This window comes from Campylobacter sp. P0109 (genome assembly GCF_002138755.1).
Classification (GTDB): domain Bacteria; phylum Campylobacterota; class Campylobacteria; order Campylobacterales; family Campylobacteraceae; genus Campylobacter; species Campylobacter devanensis.
Genome location: NZ_MJKK01000002.1, coordinates 209,645 through 232,576, shown reverse-complemented (window position 1 = coordinate 232,576; position 22,932 = coordinate 209,645). Strand labels below are relative to the sequence as shown.

Below are 22,932 nucleotides of genomic sequence, written 5' to 3'. Positions count from 1 at the left end.
GATTTAACCAAGCTTTTCAGAAGGTTAAGGTGTTTCTCAATTCGTGAGCTGGAATTATATAAGAGATATGCTTAAAATAAGATTAAATATTAGGGAAAATTCTAAAAAATTTAAAAAAATTTGCAAATTTGGTTAAAAATCAACTAAAATATCGCTAAATTTGACAGAATTATTAAAAATTAACTCGCCATTTTCTTTTTGAGATTTAAATTTAGATATATAACCCTCACCATTTTTTATTAAAATTCCACTACTTATTAAAAAATTTTCATAAAAAGATATAAATTCTAGCCCTTTTATTGTAGAGATTGGGCGTAAAGCTATAAATTCTCCATCTAAATTTATATCTGTTATATCAAAACTATCTCCTCTAAGGTTAAATTTTAACTCAAAAAGATCATTAATACTAATTTTATCAACATATAAAACTGGATTGCAACTAATAAATGTATCTATTAATCCAATACTTTTAGATCCAAGCATAATGTTAAAAATCATCTTATAACTATCAATAATAAGATTTTCTAAACGAACTTTAGAATTTATATTATCAATCATAATATTATTTATTGCCACATTTTTGGCATGTATATTACTTATAATATTTACTAGATTATTAGTAATGGTTTTGGAGTCAAATTTTATTTCATCGCTTACTATATTAATAAGTGGAACATTTGCTCTTAAATTTTTAATGCTAATATTTAACTCATTTGGATTAAATTTAAATAGGTCAAAGCTAGTAAACTCAAGTCCATCTAAATAATCAATTTCGATATCGACTCCATTAAAAACACTACTAATGCCATCAAATTCAAAATCAGCTTTATCGAAACGTACACCTAGAAAATATAAGCGCTCTGTATCAAATGTTGTGCTAATATCTATACTAGAAATTGTAAAAAGATTGTGATTTTCGATTATTTTTAGTGGGGAAACCTGTGCTTTTAGCTGACTAATACCTCCATTTATAGGAATATTTAGATTAAATTTAGCCAATACTGAGTTTTCATTTTGTGTCAAATCCATCTTTAATCGATGATCTAAATCGCAAATATCGCCTACAATATCTAGCCCATTAAAAATTGAAATAACACTATGATGACTAAAAATATCAAATTTAAGATTGAAATCTTTATATTTTAGAGTAAAATTTAGATTAGTAGAAAAAATTGAGTTATTTTGGTTTATACTTGATAAAGCAAATTCGCTACTACTTTTAAGTTTATTTATGGCTGAGCTTAAAACAAAATTAGAAAAAAGATATGCATATCCATGCAAGCCAACCATCAAAATAAGTAGACTTGCAATAAGATATGCAAACTTTTTCATAGTTATCTCTTTTTAGTTGCCCAGCTAAAATATAGCCAAATCAACCCCAATAAAATAAATAAAAATATCGGGACTAAATAGCTACGTTCACCAAAATAGCTAGCAAATTTAGAAATAAATCCGCCAGCATAATAGCTAGCTAGTCCAAGACTAATAGCCCATATAACTGAGCAAATAGCATTAATAATAGTAAATTTAATTAAACTATACTTAGTAAGCCCTATTGCTAAAGGAACTAAAGTTTTTAATCCATAGATATATTTTTTGATAAAAATAATCTTATCTCCATATTTTTTAAATAAAATTTGAGCTAAGGCTAATTTTCTTTTATGCGATTTAAAATATGGCATTACTGAGCTTTTATTGTACCTACCCATATATACCAAAATCATATCGCCAATAAAATTTGCCACTGCTGCAATAATAATAGATAATGTCAAATTCATATTACCTTCAAAACTCAAAAGCCCTGCTCCAATAATAGCCACCATACCGCCGCCAAGACTATATAAAAATAAAATTAAATAGCCATAAGTTGAGAGATTTGTAAGTATATCTTGCATTATCTTACCACCGTTATAGCATGCATTAATTGTTTGTAACCGTATGAATTTGTATTAAAACGTATTTTATCATCAACAGTTATTACCGATCCACCAAGATTTGCCCCAGCAAAAAAGCCGCTATTATTTGTATAAATATAAATATCACTAAAGCCAATATCACTAACTATTTCATTTTTAGTACCATAATCCATAAAACTCACTGATGCACTAGCACTAAGAGTAAGCTTATTATCATAAATATCTTTAATTACTGCCGGATTCATTACATACATTACTAAAAAATTATTTTCATATCCAGCTTGCAACCCAATAGTTGCCCCACCAAGTCGCACAGGAACTGCGCTCCAGTTGCTGTTTAGATGGCGAGTAAGGTTATCATCGCTATAAAATTCATCTACATCATCACGCACAAGCATAACTCCACGCCCTATAGTCGCTCCAAGGATAAATCCAGCCTTGACAAATGTAGGAAATACTATAATGGCAGATGCGTTTGTGATAATTGATGGTGAAATTTTGTTTGTTCTATTTACGATATTATAGGCATTTGCACTATCTAATAATCTCTCATTTCCACCATATAATAAGCTTAAACTAAATAAAACCAACCAGATAACCCTTATCATTTGCGCCCCTATTTTGCATACTCTACGGCTCGTAATTCCCGGATTACATTTACTTTAATCTCGCCTGGATATTGCATTTTGCTCTCTATCTCTTCGGCAATCTCTTTAGCCAAAAGCACCGCTTCATCATCATTGACCAACTCCGCATTAGCAATAACCCTAATCTCACGACCAGCATTTATAGCGTAGGCATTTTTGATTCCTTCTTTTGAATTTGCGATATTTTCTATCTCTTCAACTCTTTTTAAGAAACTCTCAAGCACCTCTCTTCTAGCTCCAGGGCGTGCCGCAGATAAGGCATCAGCAGCACAAACTGCTGCGCACTCTACACTTAGCGCCTCTTCGTGTCCGTGATGAGCATAAATAGCATTGATTACAACCGGATGCTCCTTATACCGCTTACAAATTTCAGCCCCTAAATCCACATGGCTACCTTGGTATTCGTGTGTTAAGGCTTTGCCAATATCGTGTAAAATACCAGCTCTAATAGCTAGCTTCTCATCTCCGCCAGTTTCAGCTGCGATAATACCTGCTAAGTGAGCGACTTCTAGGCTATGAGCTAAGGCATTTTGACCATAACTAGCTCTAAATTTCATCTTGCCTATTAATTTGACAATTTCAGGATGAACCTTTGTAATTCCTAAATCAATCAAGATATTTTCGCCTTCTTCTAAGATACTAGCTTCAAATTCTTCGCAAACTTTTTGATGGATTTCTTCTATTCTAGCAGGTTGAATTCTCCCATCTTCAACCAAAAGCTCAATAACCCTTGTAGCGATAGCTCGGCGATATAGATTAAAGCTAGAAAGCACGATAGCATGGGGTGTATCATCGATTATGATATCCACGCCAAGCACCATTTCAAGAGTTTTGATATTTCGCCCTTCTTTGCCGATAATGCGACCTTTTAACTCATCATTTTTGATATCAACTACATTAATCAATCTCTCAGCAGCAAACTCCCCAGCAAATCTACTAGTGGCTTGAGCTAAGATATAATTTGCCTTTTTCTTAGCCTCTCTTTTTGCCTCTTCTTCGTATTTTCTAACGATATGAGCGATATCGGCACGGCTTTTTTCTTCAACTTTTTTTAAAACCAAATCCCTAGCCTCTTCTTGAGTTAAACCGGCTATGCGCTCCATAGTTTTTAACACTTCATCAATCTTTTCTTGATATGAATTTTTTAAATTCAAACCCTCTTCATATAAAGCATTAGCTCTATTTTGACTCTGTTCTAGATCATTTTTTAGATTGTTTAAGCTCTCTTTTTGAGATAATAAATTTTGCTCTTTTTTATTTATTTCATCAAATTTTTGGTTATACTCTTTTTGAAGCTTGCTGCCTTTTTCCTCATATCTTTTTTTAGCTTCAAATTCAGCCTCGCTTACCTTGACTTTGGCATCTTTAAGTACGCTTTCGGCTTCAAATTCAATAGCCTTAGCCTTAGCCTTAGCCTGTTCTAAAAATATACTATAATTAGCATCATTTATCTTTTTAGATATTAGCCAACCACCACCGGCTCCGAAAATTAAGCCTCCTAACCCCACTAATGACATCTCTATCATAACATACCTTTTTAATATATTTTGTAGTAGGTGTGATATAAAAGTCCGCACAAATATCATGTGCATCACAAATTTTATCATTAATATACATATCTTTTATGCTCACAAACACAATAACTGGTCTATATCCTAGACTATCAAAAAATCTATCATAAAATCCAGCACCATGCCCTACTCTAGCCATATTTGTATCTACTGCAATTACTGGCACTATTGCCATATCTATCTTTTTTTTATAAGCATTTGAATCTCTTGCTTCTTTAATTCCAAATTTAGATACAAAAAAAGGCAGACGCAATTTTACCATTTTTAAGCTTTTATCTACCATAAATGGGACAAATATTGTACAATTTTTTGCTAACTTGCGTCTAAGCATTATCAAATTTGGCTCTGTTTGCATCGGAGTAAAAATCAATAAATTTCTTACTTTATAAAACTTAATTAGCCTTAAAATATCAAAATTTAGTCTATTTTTATAACTATTAGCTACTCTTTTGGACTCTTTTTTTAGAGCGGTTTTAGCCATTTTTCTATAAGTTTGTTTATCATATTTAACCATAATATTAATCTTTATTTAGTATAATTGCAACATTTTACCAAAAAATTAGGAAAATATGATGAAATTTAAAATCTTTTTAGTAGCGACATTGCTGGTATTTTTTACTGGCTGCGATGATAAAAATGACAAAGAACCATCTACGCCATCAGTTATGCAAGCTGACTACTCAAAACCATTTAAACTCCCATTAAACGATGGCACAGAACTTAATATACAAAAGCGTAATGATGGATATGATATTGATATTAAAGATAAGGCAGTATTTTTAAATTTCTTTGCTACTTGGTGCCCTCCATGCAAAATAGAAATTCCATATCTTGTATCGCTTCAAGATAAATTTAAAGATAAGCTTCAAGTCATTGGAGTATCAGTTGATGAGATAAGCCTAGAACAAGCAAATGAATTTAAAGAGTTGTTAAATATCAACTATCCAATTGCCTATACCAAGGCAAATGAGTATCTAATCTCATCGCTTGGCGGTGTAGTTGGAATCCCCTTTAGCATTTTATACTATCCAAATGGCAAATTTGCTACATCTTATAGCGGATTGGTGCCTATTGAAATGCTTGAAAATGATATTAAAAAGGTGATTAAATAATGTTTAGCTTCCTTAAAAAAGGTCTTGAAAAGACCATAAGTGTCTTTACTGGTTCTAAACCAGCAGATAAAAAAATTACTAAAGATATTCTTGAAGAGCTTTTATTAGAAGCAGATGTGCCATATGAAATAGTACAAGAGATTATATATTACCTTCCACCACGTGAAATAGTTGATAAAGCTGATCTATCTAGAGTTATGCAAACATACTTTATGTATGATAGCAAAAGCATAGAAGCTAAGCCATTTGTTATGATGATATTGGGCGTAAATGGTGCTGGCAAAACAACTACAATAGCCAAATTAGCAAATTTATTTAAATCAAATTCAAAAAGTGTTATTTTGGGTGCTAGTGATACATTTAGAGCTGGTGCAATAGAACAACTACGCCAATGGGCAACCAGATTAGAAGTGCCAATAATTGCTTCAAATCAAGGCCACGACCCGGCCGCTGTGGCTTATGATACCATTAGCTCTGCTGTGGCTAAAGGGATGGATTATGCGATTATCGATACAGCTGGAAGATTACAAAATCAAAAAAACCTAGCAAGTGAGCTAGAAAAGATCTCAAGAATCAGCGATAAAGCCCTAAGTGGCGCTCCACATCAAAAAATTCTAATATTAGATGGTACACAAGGAAGTGCTGGAGTTGCTCAGGCTAAGGCATTCAATGAGATTATAAAGGTCGATGGAGTAATAATCACTAAGCTTGATGGTACTGCTAAAGGCGGTGCATTATTTGGAATTGCTAGAGAGCTTGAATTGCCTATTTTATACATTGGTGTTGGCGAGAGCAAAGACGATTTAATTAAATTTAATCCAAAAGAGTTCGTAGATACTATCTGCGATGCTATATTTTAAAAATAAAAATGGCAAAGTTAAAAACTCTATTTGAATGTGAAGCGTGTGGAAATCAGCAGAGCAAATGGATGGGAAAATGTCCGCAATGTGGTGCTTGGGAGAGTTTTATAGAGCTTAGTAATGAGCAAATAAAAGCAAGCCAAGAATTAGCAAAACTAACTAAAACTATAAATAACGCAACTCCAATATCTCAAATTCAAATAGAGCAGATAAAACGCAAATCCACCGGCGATAATGAGCTTGACCTTGTATTAGGTGGTGGAGTGGTAAGTGGTTCGCTAGTTTTAATCGGTGGAAGTCCTGGTATTGGCAAATCTACTCTACTGCTTAAAATTGCTTCAAATTTAGCTAATGATAATCAAAAAGTCTTATATGTCAGCGGCGAAGAGAGTGCTAGTCAGATCAAATTAAGAGCTGATCGCCTAAATGCTAATAGCGATAATCTATTTTTGCTTACTGAGATTGATCTTTCATCTATACTAGCTGAAGTGGCTAAAAATGAGTATAAAGCTATAGTTATAGACTCTATCCAGACTTTATATAGTGATAAGATTAGCTCCGCGCCAGGCTCTATATCGCAAGTTAGAGAGATTACATTTGAGCTTATGCGACTAGCCAAAAAAGAGGATATAGCTATATTTATCATCGGCCATATAACCAAAGAAGGCTCTATAGCTGGACCTAGAATTTTGGAGCATATGGTAGATGTAGTATTATATTTTGAAGGCGATAGCAGCAAAGAGCTTAGAATTTTAAGAGGGATTAAAAACCGCTTTGGAACAACTAGCGAGGTTGGTATCTTTGAGATGAGAAGTAATGGGCTAGTAAGTGCTAAAGATATCAGTAGCAAATTTTTTACTCGTGGCAATGCCGTTAGTGGCTCAGCTATTACTGTAACAATGGAGGGAAGTCGTGCGTTAGTAGTAGAAATTCAAGCCTTAGTATGTGAAAGCAGCTACCCAAAAAGAAGCTCAACTGGATTTGATAAAAATCGCTTAGATATGATTTTAGCACTTTTAGAACGTAAGCTTGAGATTCCACTTGGTCATTATGATGTTTTTATCAATGTTACAGGCGGAGTAAAAATCAACGAACCAGCATGTGATTTAGCCGTAGTTGCTGCGATAATATCTAGCTTTCGCAACCGCCCAATATCTAAAGAGAGCGTATTTATCGGTGAGCTTAGTTTAAATGGAGAGATTAGAGAAATTTTTAACCTTGATGCAAGACTAAAAGAAGCCGTATTTCAAAAATTCAAAAACGCCATCACCCCAAACAAACCACTAGAAACCTACCCTATAAAGACATTCGTAGCCAAAGAAATAACCCAAGTTTTAGAATGGATGTAGCTAAATTTATAATATTTTAATCTAAATTTAGCTATAATCTTATTCTTTTTAAGCCTGAGTGGTGAAACTGGTAGACGCGCTAGACTCAAAATCTAGTAGGGGCAACCCTGTGTCGGTTCGAGTCCGACCTCAGGCACCATTACCCCATTTTAATACTTTTCTTAAACTTTCACAAATCACCAAAAAAGCCCTAAAAATCGGATTTTAGAACTACTTTAAGCTTTCATTTGATATCATTTCATTTCAGTTATTTTCACCCCAAAGGGATACCCAAAAGGATACCCAAATGAAATTTAAAAGCTTTACAACAGACAGCCAACTAAAAGCTATCACCCTACCACAAGATACAAAAGAGCTAATAATAAAAGATGAGAGCACACCCAACCTAATAGTAAGAATTCGCCCAAATAGCAAGACTTTTCTTTGTAGAATTAAAATCAATGGTAAGATTAAAAAATACACAATAGGGCAATATCCGCTAATATCACTAGCCACCGCAAGGCAAGAAGCCATAAGATTAAAAGCCCAAATAACCCAAGGTATTGACCCAACGCTAAAAGAGTTAACTTTTAATGAAGTAGCACAAATATGGCTAAAACACAAATCCAAACAAAATTTAGCAACTTTTAAAAAGATACAAGGCAGATTAAATAACCATATTATCCCAAAGCTAGGCAATATCAAAATCCAAGATTTAAAGCGAGATAAGCTGATTAAATGCGTTTTAGAATTAGAATTAAAAGATAATAGGGGCGATGGATTTGAAACTAAAACCAAGATTTTTGGGATTTTAAAAGAAATTTTGAAATTTATAGCAATCCACGGATTAATACAAGACTACATAAGCCCATTAGCCGATTTAAATTTTGGTGATATTTGTAAGGATAAACACACCACTACCCACCACCGCTACATACAAGAGCCAAAAAGGCTTAAAGAGTTTTTAGACGCTATTGAGAATTATAAAGGCAATATCCTAACAAAATACGCCCTAAAAATGGGAGTTTATACAGCCCTAAGAAGCCAAACATTAAGGACACTAAAATGGGAATATATAGACTACACAAAAGAAATTATCAATATACCAAAAGAGCAGATGAAAACCAAAAAACCATTTATACTACCACTAACCAATCAAATAAAAGCGATATTAAAAGAATTAGAGCCTTATAAGCTAGGTCAATATCTATTTAGCATTAATTCAAAAATAATGAGCGATGGGACGCTAAACAAGGCTATAAAGCTAATGGGCTTTAGAGATGATACGGATTTTCACGGACTAAGAGGGCTATTTTCTACAATATGTAACGAACACACAAGAGCACGGATTAAGCGCTGAAATTATAGAATTATGCCTAGCCCACGCAAATACCAATCAAATAAGAAACGCCTATAATCACTCTGAGAGATTAAACGAAAAAGCAAAATTAATGAAGTGGTATAATGATTATATAGATAAAATAAGGGGTATGAGATGATTAAAAAAGATAAAGGATATTTTTTCACAAATTTAGAATTAATTAAGCAAACAAGCCCAAACGCTGATAAGCGCATTAAAGAAATAATAGGCGATATTATTAAGCGCTTAGATGATAATTTAACAAGCATTTCAAAAAATAGATATAATGATGAGTTAATATCTAAATTTGATAGCTTTTTAACGACTAATTTTATCTATTTAGAACATTTTAAAGAAGCAAAATATTCAAATGATAGCCTAGAATTACAATTTAACGATATAAGAGAAAATATTGTTTATGCTCTTTTGGGAATTGACTTTTTGATAGCAGGTTATGAACAAAAAAGAGATTTTATCCGTTTATTAAATAAAAAATCTCACAAATCCAAGCTAAAAGCCCAAAGAAGTTTTAAAAATATTATAAGATATGAAATCCTAAAATTATACGATTATGAAGGCAATACACAACTATTAAAAGATTTATTTTTTAATAAAGATTATAAAGAGCATTTTTTACGCTTTGTAAAATCTTTTCTTATAGTTATGTTATCTCTCACAAATGCTATATTTTATAATAAGCGTTTTAAGGGTAAAAATAAAGGCAAAATCAAAATAAAAGCTACTCTTAAAAAGGCGCACAATAATTCTAAGCAATATTTACTATCTACTATTAAATATAATTTTCAAAGGGATTTTTTGCTATCTAGGCTAGAACAAGGCGAAAAATTAAAGCCCATAAATTTAGAATTTATCACAAAATTAAGCGCTGATGAGTTTGTAAAACTAGCTAAAAAAGCAAATTTTATATCAGATAATTAGCATTTTTACAAATGATTAAAACCGCTTAAAATATCGATTTTACCATATATACAACAAATATACCGCTAAATTTTTACAAAACCTATAAAGCATAATTCTGAAATAATTAAAAGGTTATAAAGCCTTTTAAAATTTAATAAAAAAGGAATAATCAAAATGATTAATTCTAATAAAGAATTTTTAAATTCAAAAGCCGTTATGGAGCTTTTAACTATTAAAGGCAACGCCACTCTTTGGAGATATTTGAAAGAGGGCAAAATCCCACAACCTACTCTAACTAATTAGTAGGAGTATGAGATTATGGGATAAAAACGAGCTTTTAGCCTATTTAACAGCTAAGAGCCAAGAAAATACCCAAGGTGGTGAGCTATGAGCGCCACCCTAGCTTCTAAAGATAGTTTAATAGCCGTTTTGGACGGCTTATTAAATAAGCGTGATGATATCACTGCCAATAATGGACTTAATTATCACACCACAAGACTAAGTAACACAATAGTAGAGCTTAGAAAGTGTGGTATTAGAATAACAAATAAAACTATCAAAACACCAAATAATAAGCGATATGATAAGTATTATTTGGAATTTAGCGAAGCAAATATAACAAAGGCTAAAACGCTTTTGGAGATTTATATTAAATCAAAAAAGATGGGTAAAAAAAGGGTGTAAGTTAAATCCGCACCCTTTAGCTTTGATACTTATCTTGTATGGGGTAACTATTAGTTAGGTCATATGAGCTACCTAAATTAGAATTAGGTAGCTTTGATACAGGATACTAAACAAGCTTTAGCAATCCCCTAAGGAATAGCCATAAGCTAATATTTTGCTATTAGCTTAGGGGTGAGCCTATAAAATTAATCTTATAGGCGCTTAATGGCTAAATTTAATCTTTTAAACAGCATTTATAACACCATCGGCGATATCCAAACCACCAGCGCCCTAAGCAATATAAACGCATTTAACCAACCAAACTTTTTAAATTGTGATAGCCTAAGATTTATAGCAACCAAGGCATTTTATAGCAAATTTACCGCCTTTTTACAGCGCCAAGACCTACAAATGAGCCAAACAAATATAAGCCCAAATCACTTCACTTTAAACGACCTTTACACCATACAAGCCCCAAAAGAGCGCTATTTACTCAAAATCACCGATAAAATCAGAATATATGCTTATTATTCTAGCATTTCTTTTGAAAAATCTAGGAGAATTCACCACGCCTTAAATAATTATATAATTTTAGAAATTCACGGCTTAGCACAATACGACCAACACACGCCAAACCCAATACCACACAACGAAAAAACGCTAAAAATACTTAAATTTATATTTAGCTATTGTAATAACTCAAAAGAGCGCCAAGCCTTAACCCTAAAGAGCTTTGATATAGCTTTGGACTATTTAGACCAAGCCCAAATAAACCAAGAATACGCACTAAAAAAGCCCCATATTTAGACCAAATCCACGCTAAATTCTTTAATTACCAAGGCACCCTATATATACAAGAGAGCAAAGCCCCAACCGCTATAAATATCAATAGCAACTTACAAAAAATCAAAATTTATGATAAGCAAATCAAAAATTCACTATCATACACCCTTAACCGCTTTGAACTTATTTTTTTAATAAATGACTAAAATTAAGTGACTAAAACCAATAGTAGCCCGTAAAGCTATGTAAATCTAATTTACCCAGCTTTAATAGCCCGTAGGGGTGTAGATTTACTTTAAACACCAATTTAAGTAGATAATTTTTGAACTAAGATTTTTAATAAGTGACTAAAATTAAGTGACTAAAACCAAATTTAAAAATCCAAAATTCTAAAATCCAAAACCCAAAATCCCAACCAAATAATCTAAAGAGCCAAGCCAAAAATCCTAAAATCCCAAGCCAAAAAATAGCTAAATTCTAAATATTAATTTTTACTTAAAATCTTATTTTTTATTGTGTGATAATTGAAATGAGTTGGAATACTTCTCCGCCTTATTTCGGCTTTTTTGCGACTTAAAAAAACGCCACAAAAGCCCCACACGCACGAACCGCAACGCCATTTGACTTTTTGGCTATCTAATGATAGATAAAAATTTACATATTTTTATAACCAAATCACACCTAAATTCACTCCACTATCCTACCCAAATTTATTAATAGACTAAGTTAAAATTATAAATACATAATAGAGTAAAAAGAGATAAATTTATTTAATAGACCAAATAAAAAAGTTTTTTGAAATTCAAAAGCTAAAAAATGAACGCACAAAAGCACCAATCCTATAAAGCTATTAACCTTTTTTAGAATATAGCCTTTAAAAGCATAAAAAGGGCGCTAAAATCCACCCTATACTAATCAAAGGATAAAACGATTTATAGAGCTATTAAAGATTATTTTGGGATTTACATAAAAGCTAAGATTATCCTAAATAGCCAAAATCTAAAATTTTAGATATAATACCAGCCTAAAAGCAAATCTAAAATCTAAAAAGCCAAGCCAAAAATCCAAGATTTTTTAGGGGGTGATTTTACAAAAGGATACCCAAAAGGATAAAAAGGATACCCAAGCAAACCTTAACAAACCCACCAAATAACGATATAACCGCTATTTAATAATATTTATACGGCTCCGATCTCAGGCACCATCACCCCATTTTAATACTTTTCTTAAACTTTCACAAATTGCTAAAATATTCACAAAAAATATTAAAAACAAAATTCCAATCACAAAAATTCAAATCTATATTTTAAATTTAAATTTCCATATCTCATTTTATTTACTTTCACCCATAAAATCAAATAAAAGATTTTAAATTTAAATATAAAAAATTATTTTTAATCCTTATCAAAAAAATAAATTTTTATATTTAATTATAAAAATAAGTAAATTTTTTCATTTTTTGCTATAATCCCACCTAAATTTTACTAATAAGGAGAAAAAAATGAAAGGACTAAAGACTACTATAAGTAGCAAATTCCGCTACTACCCACACATTCTAAAAAACTAAACAATCTCAAAATCCTACTATCATCAATTGCAATTACTGTCTTATACTCTGCTAGTTTCGCTGATGGCAAGTCTTATTGCCAAATAGCTGACAACAACAAAACATGTATTATAAGCGACAAAAACACAACAAATACTATTATTCTTTTCCCTAAAACAGATCAAACTACCGAGGTAACTGGACAAAATATAATTATAAGAGGTGAAACTAATGTTACCAGATACAGTCTCTATGCCGCTTTTATAGGCTCTGGAAAAGCTGATGAAAATAAAATAGAAATATCTGGTGGATCATCAGTAGGAGGACCTAGACCAGACAAAAGACCAAGCACCACCAATATAGGATATACTGGCGCACATGGAGATGTCAATTCAAGTGAAAATAGAAATACTATAATCATCTCTGGAGAAAGCACAAATATAAAATCTACATATGTCATGGGTGGCTGGGTTTATGATGACAATGGTTCTGTAAATGATAATAATATAACAATTAAAGATGGAGCCACAGGTTTCAGAAATTATTGGCGGTACAAGTGCCCAAGGCACCGCAAATAAAAACGATATTATCATCGGCGGAAGTGTAACTGGCAATGTAACTGGTGGTGAAGGTAAAATCGGCTCTGAAAACAACAACATAAAAGTAGCTGGTAATGTAGGTAGCACAGTAATCGGTGGTAAAACAGATAGTGGTTCAGCTAGCAATAACATAATAAGCGTAGCTGGTGACGCTCAAGGTGATATTATAGGTGGTCAAACATCTGATGGTAATACAACTAACAACCAAATCACTGCTAATGGCAATGTAGATGGTAATATCTATGGTGGTTATAATGAATCAACACAAAAGATCTAAGGTAGCAACAATACAATAACCCTATCAGGTAACCTGACTAAAGTAACTGGTAATATCCAAGTAGGTGATAAAACTAGTAATAGTGGAATACCCTAAACATAAATACCAAGAACCCAGTAACCCTAGAAGGTAATACTAGTGGTGCTAAAACCATCAGCATAGCAGCAAGCAATGTAGGTGATGGTGATAGCAAATATATCGGTGCTGGTCTGCTAGCTAGATATGACTTTGGTAGCACTACAGCATCTAGACCATATATAGAGGTTTCTGCTAGACTTGGTAGAAACTACAATAGATATGAGAATATCCATATGGTTGATCTAAGCACTGGAAATCACGCTAAATATGATATGAATACAAACTACTTTGGTGTCCATATGAGTGCTGGATATGAGTTTAAAAGATATAATCACACTGTTGATCTATATGCTAAATATCTATATAATAACCTAGCTGGTGATAAAATAGATATCTTGGATCTACCACATGATTTTAAAGCTGTCGAATCTCACAAACTACTAACTGGTGCTAGATATAAAGTGGATCTAGCTCCTATAAACAACTTCAAACTCTCACCTTATGCTGGTGCGGCTTTGGATTATGAGTTTAAAGGTAGTGGAGATGTATATGCATCTGGATTTGCTGTGGATTCACCTACTTTAAGTGGTGCTTCTGCTATGCTAGAAGCTGGTCTAAGCATAGATGGCAACAGAGGCTTTACTATAGATATAGGAGCATTTGGCCACTTAGGCAAAAGACAAGGCATCAATGGTATAGCAAATCTCAAATTTGAATTCTAAAATATTATTTGAATTTTAGAGATCTTATTTATATTATTTGGAGTTTAAAATCTTTGAGAGTTTTTATTCTAATATTTTATATTTTTACTGTGAGGTGGTATGGGGGGGGCTAGAATTAAAATAATTTTAAATTCTAGCCTCAGAGTAATTAATTGTCGTTATATCCAAACTCTGTGCGAGTCAATAAAACTTCTTTCCAAAAGCTCTCTCTATTGATTATGGTCTCATCGTCGACGCTGGATTTGAAAATCTCTAAAATAGAATATTTGAAATTCTCTTTTATATACGCAAAATCTAATGGCTTTAAAAGCTTATTTCCGCCATGCCCATTTGCTATATAGTTACGCCAACGCCCAAGTAGCATATCATTGCCATACGCTGAGCCAACATATTTTTTTCCAGTTTTTGTATCTACTATTAGGTACACAGCTTTTTGATTTTCCAAGGCCGTTTTCCATGCAGGTGTTTCTATAAGGCTTTCAAGCTCTCTCCAAGTTACATTTACATTATCATAGCCTGGGAATTCTGCTTTTATCACCTCTCTTTTGAGCTCTAAAACCTCTAAATTATTTAGGCAAGTTTCGAGATTTGGATAGCTTTGGCGGAAATCTTTTTTAAAGCCAACTACGAGCTTACCTATAAATTCAGCGCCGATATCGGTTAGCTTTGTGTTATATTTATAAAGCTCTCTATCTGTTTCTTTTACTATGCCAGCTACACCCAAACTTTCATATATACCTACAAACAGCCACTCATCTTTATTCAAATAGCATAATGAAAGTATATATTTGCGACCAAAGTTCTTTTGAGTTTGGTGGTTTTGGTAATCACTAAATTTCCCACTAAAAAATTCATTTAATGGCAATTGCGCATCTCTACCTTGCCCGCCAATAGCACAATGGACTTTAAACTCGTTTTGATTTTCAGCTAAAAAAGGCAACAAATTTGATAATTTTATTTTTACTCCTTTTAAGTTTGATTTTGTATTTAAGCTTCATCTGTGTTTAGATGCCCTATCTAAACACAGATGAATGTGAAATTAGAGATTACTTAATTTTATTAAGATCTAATTTTATAGCTTCATTATCGATGCGGCTAATGCCTGAATTTAAGATATTTTGCGCTATCTCTTTGGCTTCATCTAGTGAGTGCATTTTGTATGTTCCACATTGAAATTTGTTTAATTCTGGGATATCGCTTTGGCTTTTTACAGACAAGATATCATTCATAGATAGTCGCCAAGCCTCTATAACATCATCTATCTTAGGCGTTCCGATGAGACTCATATAAAATCCCGTCCTACAACCCATCGGCGATATATCTATGATTTCAACACTATTTGAATTTAGATGATCTCTCATAAAACCCGCAAAAAGATGCTCTAGAGTGTGAATCCCACGCTCTGGCAAGATATCTACATTTGGCTTACAAAATCTTAAATCAAAAACACTAATATCATCGCCTTTTGGGGTTTTCATCACCTTAGCAAGTCTAACGCCTGGGGCGTTCATAATAGTATGATCTACGCAAAAACTATCAAGTAATGGCATATTTAATCCTTTATAATTTTTGCGTAATTGTATCAAAAATTAGCTGAAATTTGCTCTGATTTGGTCGCACCAATTTGAAATTCTAGAATCTACTTCATCGCCATGGTTGTCAAAATCAAGCGCCAAGCCAACAAATCCACCATCTCTAGCTGCTCTTGACTCTTTAAAATCATATTTTGGAGCCTCTGTAGCACCTACGATATTTGCGCCTAATTCTGTGCATTTTTCAAACAAAATACCCAAAGCATCGCAATATGTATCATCATAGCTAGAGCTATCACCAACGCCAAATAAAGCAACTGTTTTGCCGCTTAAGCTTAGCTCAGAAAAGTCAAAAGCATCCATATCATCTTGTAAATCACCGCTACCCCAAGTTGATGAGCCGATTATTAATTTATCAAATCCATTAATCTCATCTGCTGAAGTCTCAGATATATTTAAAACTGTATCGATACCTAAATTTGCTGCGATTTTATTCGCTGCTTCTTCTGCGTTTCCCATTGAACTACCAAAAATTACTGCTGTCATTTTTACCTTTCACATTTAAATTCACGATCTAAGCCAAAAACTTTACAATATTCGCAATACACACAACTCACGCTTCTTTTAGCGCAAACTAGCTTGATATTGCGTTTTTTGGCTTGAGTTTTTATCTTTTTCATCGTGTTATGATTTAAAAAACTAGTTAGCATTACAACGCATTCTACCTCTTGAGGTATGGGTTTGCGATTTACTCTATTTTCGTTTCTTGCATCCCAATGCTCTATCTTGCTAACGCCTAAACCTTGTAAAACTGCCCTAATCGGTGCTATCTCATCTGCGCCTATTACTAATACTGACATTTTTTGCCTTTATAATATTTTGATAATTGTTATTATAAAAGAACTATCATAAATTTAAGCTTATTTTGATTTTAATTATCAAAAAGATTTTAGTAAAGGCTTGATTTTACACCTTTTAAATCTTTAAATTTCAATTTTTTTACAATTATAATTGATAAAAATTATCAATTATATTAGATTATTCCTCCTTATTTTAGCTTATTTAATTAAGAGATTATATCAAAAATAAAATAACTAAATATAAACTCACATATCAAATTTACGCCTATATCTATCCAAAAGCGTGATATTGCCTAGCATTCCGCCTTGATGGATATAGAGAATTTCGCCTTTAAATATATCTAAATTCGCCATCAAAGTAAGCCACCCTACTCCATCATACAGTAATTCAAACTCTATATTGCTATCTAAAAGCTCTTTATATATCTCATAAATTTCAAGATACAACTTACCAAAATGATATTTTTTAGGTGGATTTAATATCTTAACCTTATTAAATGGATCAAGGGTTGAAATTTGCTCTTTTAAATACTTCGCATCACCTACACAAGGCACGCTCCAAACTGCCATATCATCTAAATTTTTTGCCAAAAATGCCGCACTACACCCTGTCCCACTAGGCAAAAATATATCAAATTTTATGCCATTTTTTTTGGCAAAATCCATAATTATCTTAGCTTGTTCTTTAAATCCAAATTCGGCTTCGCTCATTGCTACACCCTCAGGAATGAAAAGATCTGTACTTGATTTACATTCATCTTGAGCTGATTTTGATGGGTTAGCACTTATTTTAATATCCATACCATTTTTTAATGCGTAAGCATAATTTCCACATGGATTATTTAATAAAAAATCACAAATATGATTGGTAAAATATATAAATTTAACTCCACGCATTTTAGCCAAAAGACTAATAGAATACATAGCATTTGACTGGCTTGAGCCATATGAAATTATGCGATTTATGTGGTTTAAATTTGAGTTTAGCAAAAAGGCAAGCTTTCTAGCTTTATTACCATTAAACTCGCCACCTATTAAATCATCTCGCAAAACCCAAAATCTACGCCCTCTAAAGTAGATTGGTTCAATTGACACGCTGATTTAAAACCTTATCAATGAAATATTTAGGATCTTGTAAATCAAATTTAATTTTTATCCTAAAGCTTGCTACTGGGTCTTCTAGACCATCTTTTAATATTGGCTCACTATTACTTTTTCCAATAGCAACCAAATATCTACTTAAACTTTCATTTTTATAAATTGCGTAGGCAAATTTCATAATCTCTAACGCTCGTTTTTGGGATAAATCTAGATTATGCATATATCCACCATCGCTATCTGTATGACATTCAATGATAATTTTATTGATATTTTGCACTACTTCAGAACTTAGCATATGATCTAAATATACCTTAAAAATTCGGCGTAGATCAAATTTGGCATCATCCCTAATAACTGATGAGTTAATGTTAAAAATCTTTGCTGCATCCATAGTAATCTCAGCAGTTTTAGGATCTATCTGCGCCATATTTACTAGCTTAGACTTAAGAGATAAAGCGATATTTTCTCTAATTTTTGTATAGTTTTCTAAGCTGCTTTTATAATTTTGTAAGTCGTTTTCAATAGCATCTATTTGAATATCTCGCTGATTGATTTGATTATTTAGATCGCTTATTAACTCCTCTTGCTTATTAATATGTGCTGTTAGTTCATCATTTTTTAAACTAATCACATCCAAGCTATTATTTATAGTTGATGTTGCTTTACTTAGTTCTTTATTTAAATTTAAATAAAGCTGCTCAATATTATTACTATCAGGATTTGATTTTAGTTTCTCAATAAAGCTTTTAATGCTCTCGTGCTTTTTATTTAACTCCTTATTTGCAGCATTTAAAGAAGCGATATTATCATTTAAATCCTTTTGGAGGTATGCTAAATTTGAAGCAGAGATGGAGTATCGTACAACTACTACCCCAACTACTAAAACAAAGATAAAAAATAACCCTGTTATAAGTCCAATATAGCTAAGCCAAAAGCTTGATCTCTCATCATTTGATATATTAATTCTCATCAATCTTTCTTCTCATCACTTGATTTTGATTCTTCTTCATCTGATTTTGATATAGTTTCAAAGTCAGTTTTTTCTAGCATCTCTAGGGCGATATTTGCCTCATTATCTATCTCTTGGATACTTTTTTTAAGCTCTTCAACAATAACAGTACTACTATCTTTACCTACGCTCTCCTCATCAAATGCATCTTTAAATGCTTGCATACCATCGACAATAGCAATCTTAAACCCATCTAAAGCAAGCTGCTGCTTCTCAAGAATATTTACACTAAACTCCTCTAGCGATCTTTCAAATTTGATAATATTCATACCTAGATTATAAACAGTTTTATCAAGCTTTGCAACTTTCTCATCGCTAATGCTTTGCAGCCTTGCATAACTCTCGCTCCATCTAATTTGTAACTCTTTTATATTGCTATTGAATAAATTTAAAACATTAATAATCTCAGCATGAATCTTAATCATATCTTTTTGATCTCTTTGTGATCTTATTAACATATCCATTGTCTGTTTAATATGCTCACCACTTACTTTTACAGCTTCCTCTTCAGTCTGTAAAAGCTTAGTAAAATTATCAAATTTTTTCTGCACAACATTATCAAGCTCTTTGAAAAATTCTTGTTTACTAACATAATCAAATATCACTCCAATTTTCTCAAAGCTACCTAATGTCTCTTGCATATATCTTTTTTGAATCTCATCAGAAGTCCAAAAAAACGACATCGTAGCATTCTTTTGTCTAGCAATTAGTCTCTCAAATCTACTAATGCCATATCGCTCAAAAAATATCCACCAAAGTGCTAAAAATATCCCATAAGCACACAGATAAAAAGATGCCCCAATACCTGCAAATAATTGAGTAATCTCGCTCTCTAAACTAAGCATATCAGCCGAGCTTAAAACCGGCATAGATATCCCAATACTCACAAATGTCCCAAAAACTCCAAGCATAGGAAAAACTCCAGTCGCCACAGTTGCAAAGTTGTCATTTCGCACATCTTTAGAGTATCTAGAAGCAAATTCATCAAAGCTGCCATTTGATTTTCTCTCCTTACCAATTGTAAGTAGAGTTTTGATGATATAATTTTTTAGCTCTTTTTTAAATATATCTTTTTTTTGTTCAAATAGGCAACACCCAAGCTCAGCACTATGTCTAGCAAAAGCTAATGCTACAACAAGCATAAGTCCCATAATAATAACAATATCAAGTTCAACTTTAAATTTTATAATATCAAAATAGCACAGTATACACATTATATATACCAAAATCGGTACTAATACAATTTTAAAATATACAAATTTACTCTGTCTATTTCCGCTTTCAGGCAGATATATCTCGCCAAGTTCGCTCTCTTTTTCCATTTAAATTTCCTTTTAATTACACTAAGATTAACCATCAAAGATAGCTAAGCTTAAAGTAATTTAGCCAAAGATATCTTTGGCTAAATAATTTAATTTTTATTAATACAGTTTAAATCCTCAAAAGCTTCTAAAAGTCTTTTTACCATACTTTCTTCGCCTTCTCTTAGCCATTTTCTAGGATCATAGTATTTTTTATTTGGCTTATCGCTACCTTCTGGGTTTCCTATTTGACCTTGTAAATAGTCATGGTTTTTAGCCTCATATCCACGCACACCATCCCAAAATGCCCACTGAGTATCAGTATCGATATTCATCTTAATCACACCATAGCTTACTGCTGCTTTAATATCAGCTAACTCGCTACCGCTTCCACCGTGAAATACAAAATTTACTGGTTTATTGCTAGTTGTGTTAAATTTGGCTTTGATATATTCTTGAGAATTTTTAAGAATCTCTGGACGAAGCACAACATTACCTGGTTTATATACACCATGCACATTACCAAAACTTGCAGCTATGCTAAATTTATCACTAATCTTGCCAAGTCTTTCGTATGCTATGGCTACATCTTCAGGCTGAGTGTATAAAAGCGCATTATCTACATTTGTATTATCTACGCCATCTTCTTCTCCACCGGTTACACCAAGTTCAATCTCAAGTGCTATGCCAAGGTCGCTTAGAGTTTTTAAATACTCTTGACAAGTAGCCAAATTCTCTTCTAATGGCTCTTCGCTTAGATCTAGCATATGTGAGCTAAATAGAGGAACTTTGCAACTTTTAATATTTTCGCGACTAGCCTCTATAAGAGAATCAATCCACGGTAAAAGCTTTCTAGCAGCATGATCAGTATGTAAAACCACAGGAATTCCATATGCTTGAGCTAGTAGATGAACCTGTTTAGCTCCAGCTATAGCGCCAAGTACATCACCATTTGGGCAAGCCTTACCAGCGTAATAGCTTGCGCCGCCATTACTAAATTGTACTATAACAGGCGAATTTGCTTTTTTGGCTGCTTCCATTACTGCATTTATAGAGTGACTTCCTACGACATTAACTGCTGGAATTGCAAAGCCTTCACTTTTAGCATACTCATATAACTTGCTAAGATCCTCACCCCAGACTACGCCAGGTTTAACGATATTTGTTACTCCCATATCATACCCCTATTATTTGTATTCTATTTTTGCACCTTGTCTTAGCTCGTTCATTTTGTCTTGCATTACAGTTCTAAATTTTTCACTTCTTAATTGCTCTTCTATGCTATTTTTAACTTTATCATATGATACTGTTGTTTTAGCTTTTGAATCCTCTTTTAAGATTACATGATATCCAAATTCACTCTTAACTGGTTTTATAGTGATTGTTCCATTTTTTAGAGCAAATGCAGCCTTGCTAAATGCAGGAACCATTCTAGACTCATCAAACCAACCTAGCTCGCCACCATTCATAGCACTACCTTTGTCTATTGATTTAGTTTTAGCTAGTTCGCTAAATTTAGCTGTTAATGCATCACCTTTTAAACCTTTTAGCTGTGCGATTATATCTTCAGCTTCTTTTTGAGTACCCACTAAGATATGTTTTGCTTTTGCTTGAGCTGGACTGACAAAAATTGTATCTTTATTTTTATCATAAAATGCTTTTACATCAGCTTCAGAGATTTTTACTTTTTTATATTCATTTTGTGTCCAAACATTTCTTAAAACATTGTCTTGGCTAAATTCAAGAGCTTCTTTATACTCTTTTGTTTTTTCAACTCCATCTTTTTTAGCTTGTTCTAAAATCAATTGACCATTAATAGCCATATCTATTAATTGTTTTTTCATTTGATCTGGAATTTTATCAAAATCTGCACCATGCGCACCAAGTAGTGGAGCCAAATCTTTATCAGTAATCTCCTCACCATTTACAGTTGCTAAAACCGCTGCATTTAAACTCATAGTAGCAGCTAAGCTAAGAGCTAGAAATAGACCTTTTTTCATCTGTTTTTCCTTCAGTATTAAATTTTTAAAATAAGTCCAGTATTATACTATAAATTTGATTATATCTTATTGAATTTAGATTATGTTTTTTATATTTTGTTATAATTAAAACATGAGAAGTAAAAAAGATATAAATGAGATAAAAGCACTATTTTTAGAGCATTTTAGCGGAGCAAAGACTGAGTTAAATTTTAAAAATCTATATGAGCTTTTAGTAGCTGTAATGCTCTCAGCCCAATGCACTGATAAAAGAGTAAATTTAATCACACCAGCACTATTTGAGGCTTATCCAGACGCACATTCACTTGCTAAAGCAAATTTATCAAGTCTAAAGCTGCTAATAAATAGTTGTAGCTTTTTTAACAATAAAGCTATAAATTTAATCAAAATGGCAAATTCGGTTATTAGCGAATTTGGCGGAGAGATTCCATTAGATGAAAAAAGCTTAGTAAAACTTGCTGGCGTAGGACAAAAGACAGCTCATGTAGTACTTATTGAGTATCAAAATGCAAATTTAATGGCAGTTGATACCCATGTTTTTCGTGTCTCGCATAGACTTGGGCTTAGCAAAGCTAAAACGCCAGAAGCTACTGAGATAGATTTGGTTAAAGCTTTTAAAACTGAGCTTAATACTTTACATCAAGCAATGGTACTACATGGACGCTACACATGCAAAGCACTCAAACCAAAGTGTAATGAGTGCTTTTTAAATCACATTTGCAAGGCTAAAATTTAGCTACTAGACT

At 32.5% G+C, this 22,932-nt stretch carries 26 protein-coding genes and 1 tRNA gene; 12 read left to right on the top strand and 15 right to left on the bottom strand.

Annotated features, from left to right (window positions below; genetic code table 11):
* Nucleotides 1-132: 132 nt before the first annotated feature.
* From CIGNP109_RS03775 to CIGNP109_RS03755, 5 genes are read right to left on the bottom strand one after another with little or no spacing between them, the layout of a single operon-like run.
* Nucleotides 133-1,332, bottom strand: a complete 1,200-nt coding sequence (locus CIGNP109_RS03775; RefSeq protein WP_086228260.1) for a hypothetical protein — start codon at nt 1,330-1,332, stop codon at nt 133-135.
* Nucleotides 1,333-1,334: 2 nt separating this feature from the next.
* A complete protein-coding gene (locus tag CIGNP109_RS03770; protein ID WP_086228259.1) occupies nt 1,335-1,895 on the bottom strand; it encodes a DedA family protein in 561 nt (186 codons plus the stop codon).
* Entirely contained in the window at nt 1,895-2,524 is a 630-nt protein-coding gene (locus CIGNP109_RS03765) for a lipid-binding SYLF domain-containing protein (protein ID WP_086228258.1), read from the bottom strand. Before CIGNP109_RS03765 ends, CIGNP109_RS03770 begins: the two co-directional genes overlap by 1 nt.
* An 8-nt stretch (nt 2,525-2,532) precedes the next feature.
* Nucleotides 2,533-4,089, bottom strand: coding sequence for a ribonuclease Y (rny, locus tag CIGNP109_RS03760; protein WP_086225696.1), 1,557 nt, complete (start codon nt 4,087-4,089; stop codon nt 2,533-2,535).
* Entirely contained in the window at nt 4,019-4,648 is a 630-nt protein-coding gene (locus CIGNP109_RS03755; protein WP_086240907.1) for a 5-formyltetrahydrofolate cyclo-ligase, read from the bottom strand. Before CIGNP109_RS03755 ends, rny begins: the two co-directional genes overlap by 71 nt.
* A 58-nt stretch (nt 4,649-4,706) precedes the next feature.
* On the opposite strand from CIGNP109_RS03755, the gene CIGNP109_RS03750 reads away from it, so the two are divergent.
* From CIGNP109_RS03750 to CIGNP109_RS03715, 9 genes are all read left to right on the top strand, one after another.
* The gene (locus CIGNP109_RS03750; RefSeq protein WP_086228257.1) at nt 4,707-5,246 is read left to right on the top strand and encodes a TlpA family protein disulfide reductase; all 540 of its coding nucleotides are present in this window, start codon (nt 4,707-4,709) and stop codon (nt 5,244-5,246) included.
* Entirely contained in the window at nt 5,246-6,106 is an 861-nt protein-coding gene (gene ftsY / locus CIGNP109_RS03745; protein ID WP_086225699.1) for a signal recognition particle-docking protein FtsY, read from the top strand. The genes CIGNP109_RS03750 and ftsY overlap by 1 nt, the downstream gene beginning before the upstream one ends.
* A gap of 8 nt (nt 6,107-6,114) precedes the next feature.
* Complete coding sequence (gene radA, locus CIGNP109_RS03740) at nt 6,115-7,455, top strand: DNA repair protein RadA (protein WP_086226157.1); 1,341 nt, start codon at nt 6,115-6,117, stop codon at nt 7,453-7,455.
* A gap of 52 nt (nt 7,456-7,507) precedes the next feature.
* Nucleotides 7,508-7,594: transfer RNA gene (locus CIGNP109_RS03735), tRNA-Leu, on the top strand.
* Between the two features lie 147 nt (nt 7,595-7,741).
* Nucleotides 7,742-8,794, top strand: a complete 1,053-nt coding sequence (locus CIGNP109_RS03730; RefSeq protein ID WP_086228256.1) for a tyrosine-type recombinase/integrase — start codon at nt 7,742-7,744, stop codon at nt 8,792-8,794.
* 135 nt (nt 8,795-8,929) lie between these two features.
* A complete protein-coding gene (locus CIGNP109_RS03725; protein ID WP_086228255.1) occupies nt 8,930-9,733 on the top strand; it encodes a hypothetical protein in 804 nt (267 codons plus the stop codon).
* A 156-nt stretch (nt 9,734-9,889) separates the two neighbouring features.
* Entirely contained in the window at nt 9,890-10,018 is a 129-nt protein-coding gene (locus tag CIGNP109_RS08750; RefSeq protein ID WP_272887903.1) for a helix-turn-helix transcriptional regulator, read from the top strand.
* 84 nt (nt 10,019-10,102) lie between these two features.
* Nucleotides 10,103-10,399: a helix-turn-helix domain-containing protein gene (locus CIGNP109_RS03720; RefSeq protein WP_086225709.1), complete on the top strand. Its 297-nt coding sequence runs from the start codon at nt 10,103-10,105 to the stop codon at nt 10,397-10,399.
* A gap of 204 nt (nt 10,400-10,603) precedes the next feature.
* A complete protein-coding gene (locus CIGNP109_RS03715; RefSeq protein ID WP_086228254.1) occupies nt 10,604-11,185 on the top strand; it encodes a hypothetical protein in 582 nt (193 codons plus the stop codon).
* A 1,772-nt stretch (nt 11,186-12,957) separates the two neighbouring features.
* Here the strand turns inward: CIGNP109_RS03715 and CIGNP109_RS03710 are convergent.
* Nucleotides 12,958-13,167 (bottom strand): hypothetical protein, encoded by a 210-nt coding sequence (locus CIGNP109_RS03710; RefSeq protein WP_086228253.1) that lies wholly within the window; start codon nt 13,165-13,167, stop codon nt 12,958-12,960.
* A 59-nt stretch (nt 13,168-13,226) separates the two neighbouring features.
* Here CIGNP109_RS03710 and CIGNP109_RS03705 point away from each other — a divergent pair, with 59 nt between their 5' ends.
* Nucleotides 13,227-13,583 carry a hypothetical protein gene (locus CIGNP109_RS03705; protein ID WP_086228252.1) on the top strand — a complete coding sequence of 119 codons (357 nt, stop codon included), beginning with the start codon at nt 13,227-13,229 and terminating at the stop codon, nt 13,581-13,583.
* 98 nt (nt 13,584-13,681) lie between these two features.
* A complete protein-coding gene (locus tag CIGNP109_RS03700; RefSeq protein WP_086228251.1) occupies nt 13,682-14,383 on the top strand; it encodes an autotransporter domain-containing protein in 702 nt (233 codons plus the stop codon).
* 148 nt (nt 14,384-14,531) lie between these two features.
* On the opposite strand, the gene CIGNP109_RS03695 is transcribed toward CIGNP109_RS03700, so the two are convergent.
* The 9 genes from CIGNP109_RS03695 to CIGNP109_RS03655 all read right to left on the bottom strand — a co-directional run bounded on the left by CIGNP109_RS03695 (nt 14,532) and on the right by CIGNP109_RS03655 (nt 22,186).
* On the bottom strand, nt 14,532-15,323 hold the full coding sequence (locus tag CIGNP109_RS03695; RefSeq protein WP_236847548.1) for a GIY-YIG nuclease family protein: 792 nt from the start codon (nt 15,321-15,323) through the stop codon (nt 14,532-14,534).
* A gap of 106 nt (nt 15,324-15,429) precedes the next feature.
* On the bottom strand, nt 15,430-15,933 hold the full coding sequence (gene luxS / locus CIGNP109_RS03690) for an S-ribosylhomocysteine lyase (protein ID WP_086228249.1): 504 nt from the start codon (nt 15,931-15,933) through the stop codon (nt 15,430-15,432).
* 39 nt (nt 15,934-15,972) lie between these two features.
* Nucleotides 15,973-16,461 (bottom strand): flavodoxin FldA, encoded by a 489-nt coding sequence (fldA, locus tag CIGNP109_RS03685; protein ID WP_086226163.1) that lies wholly within the window; start codon nt 16,459-16,461, stop codon nt 15,973-15,975.
* Between the two features lie 2 nt (nt 16,462-16,463).
* Nucleotides 16,464-16,775, bottom strand: a complete 312-nt coding sequence (locus CIGNP109_RS03680; protein WP_086226164.1) for a DUF2325 domain-containing protein — start codon at nt 16,773-16,775, stop codon at nt 16,464-16,466.
* 246 nt (nt 16,776-17,021) lie between these two features.
* Nucleotides 17,022-17,870, bottom strand: coding sequence for a 1-aminocyclopropane-1-carboxylate deaminase (locus tag CIGNP109_RS03675; protein ID WP_086228248.1), 849 nt, complete (start codon nt 17,868-17,870; stop codon nt 17,022-17,024).
* Complete coding sequence (locus CIGNP109_RS03670) at nt 17,860-18,846, bottom strand: OmpA family protein (RefSeq protein ID WP_086228247.1); 987 nt, start codon at nt 18,844-18,846, stop codon at nt 17,860-17,862. The genes CIGNP109_RS03675 and CIGNP109_RS03670 overlap by 11 nt, the downstream gene beginning before the upstream one ends.
* The gene (locus CIGNP109_RS03665; protein ID WP_086228246.1) at nt 18,846-20,207 is read right to left on the bottom strand and encodes a MotA/TolQ/ExbB proton channel family protein; all 1,362 of its coding nucleotides are present in this window, start codon (nt 20,205-20,207) and stop codon (nt 18,846-18,848) included. Before CIGNP109_RS03665 ends, CIGNP109_RS03670 begins: the two co-directional genes overlap by 1 nt.
* Before the next feature lie 89 nt (nt 20,208-20,296).
* Entirely contained in the window at nt 20,297-21,361 is a 1,065-nt protein-coding gene (fbaA, locus tag CIGNP109_RS03660; protein ID WP_086228245.1) for a class II fructose-bisphosphate aldolase, read from the bottom strand.
* A 12-nt stretch (nt 21,362-21,373) separates the two neighbouring features.
* Nucleotides 21,374-22,186 carry a peptidylprolyl isomerase gene (locus tag CIGNP109_RS03655; RefSeq protein ID WP_086228244.1) on the bottom strand — a complete coding sequence of 271 codons (813 nt, stop codon included), beginning with the start codon at nt 22,184-22,186 and terminating at the stop codon, nt 21,374-21,376.
* Between the two features lie 112 nt (nt 22,187-22,298).
* On the opposite strand from CIGNP109_RS03655, the gene nth reads away from it, so the two are divergent.
* On the top strand, nt 22,299-22,922 hold the full coding sequence (gene nth / locus CIGNP109_RS03650) for an endonuclease III (protein WP_086228243.1): 624 nt from the start codon (nt 22,299-22,301) through the stop codon (nt 22,920-22,922).
* The last annotated feature ends 10 nt before the right edge of the window (nt 22,923-22,932 follow it).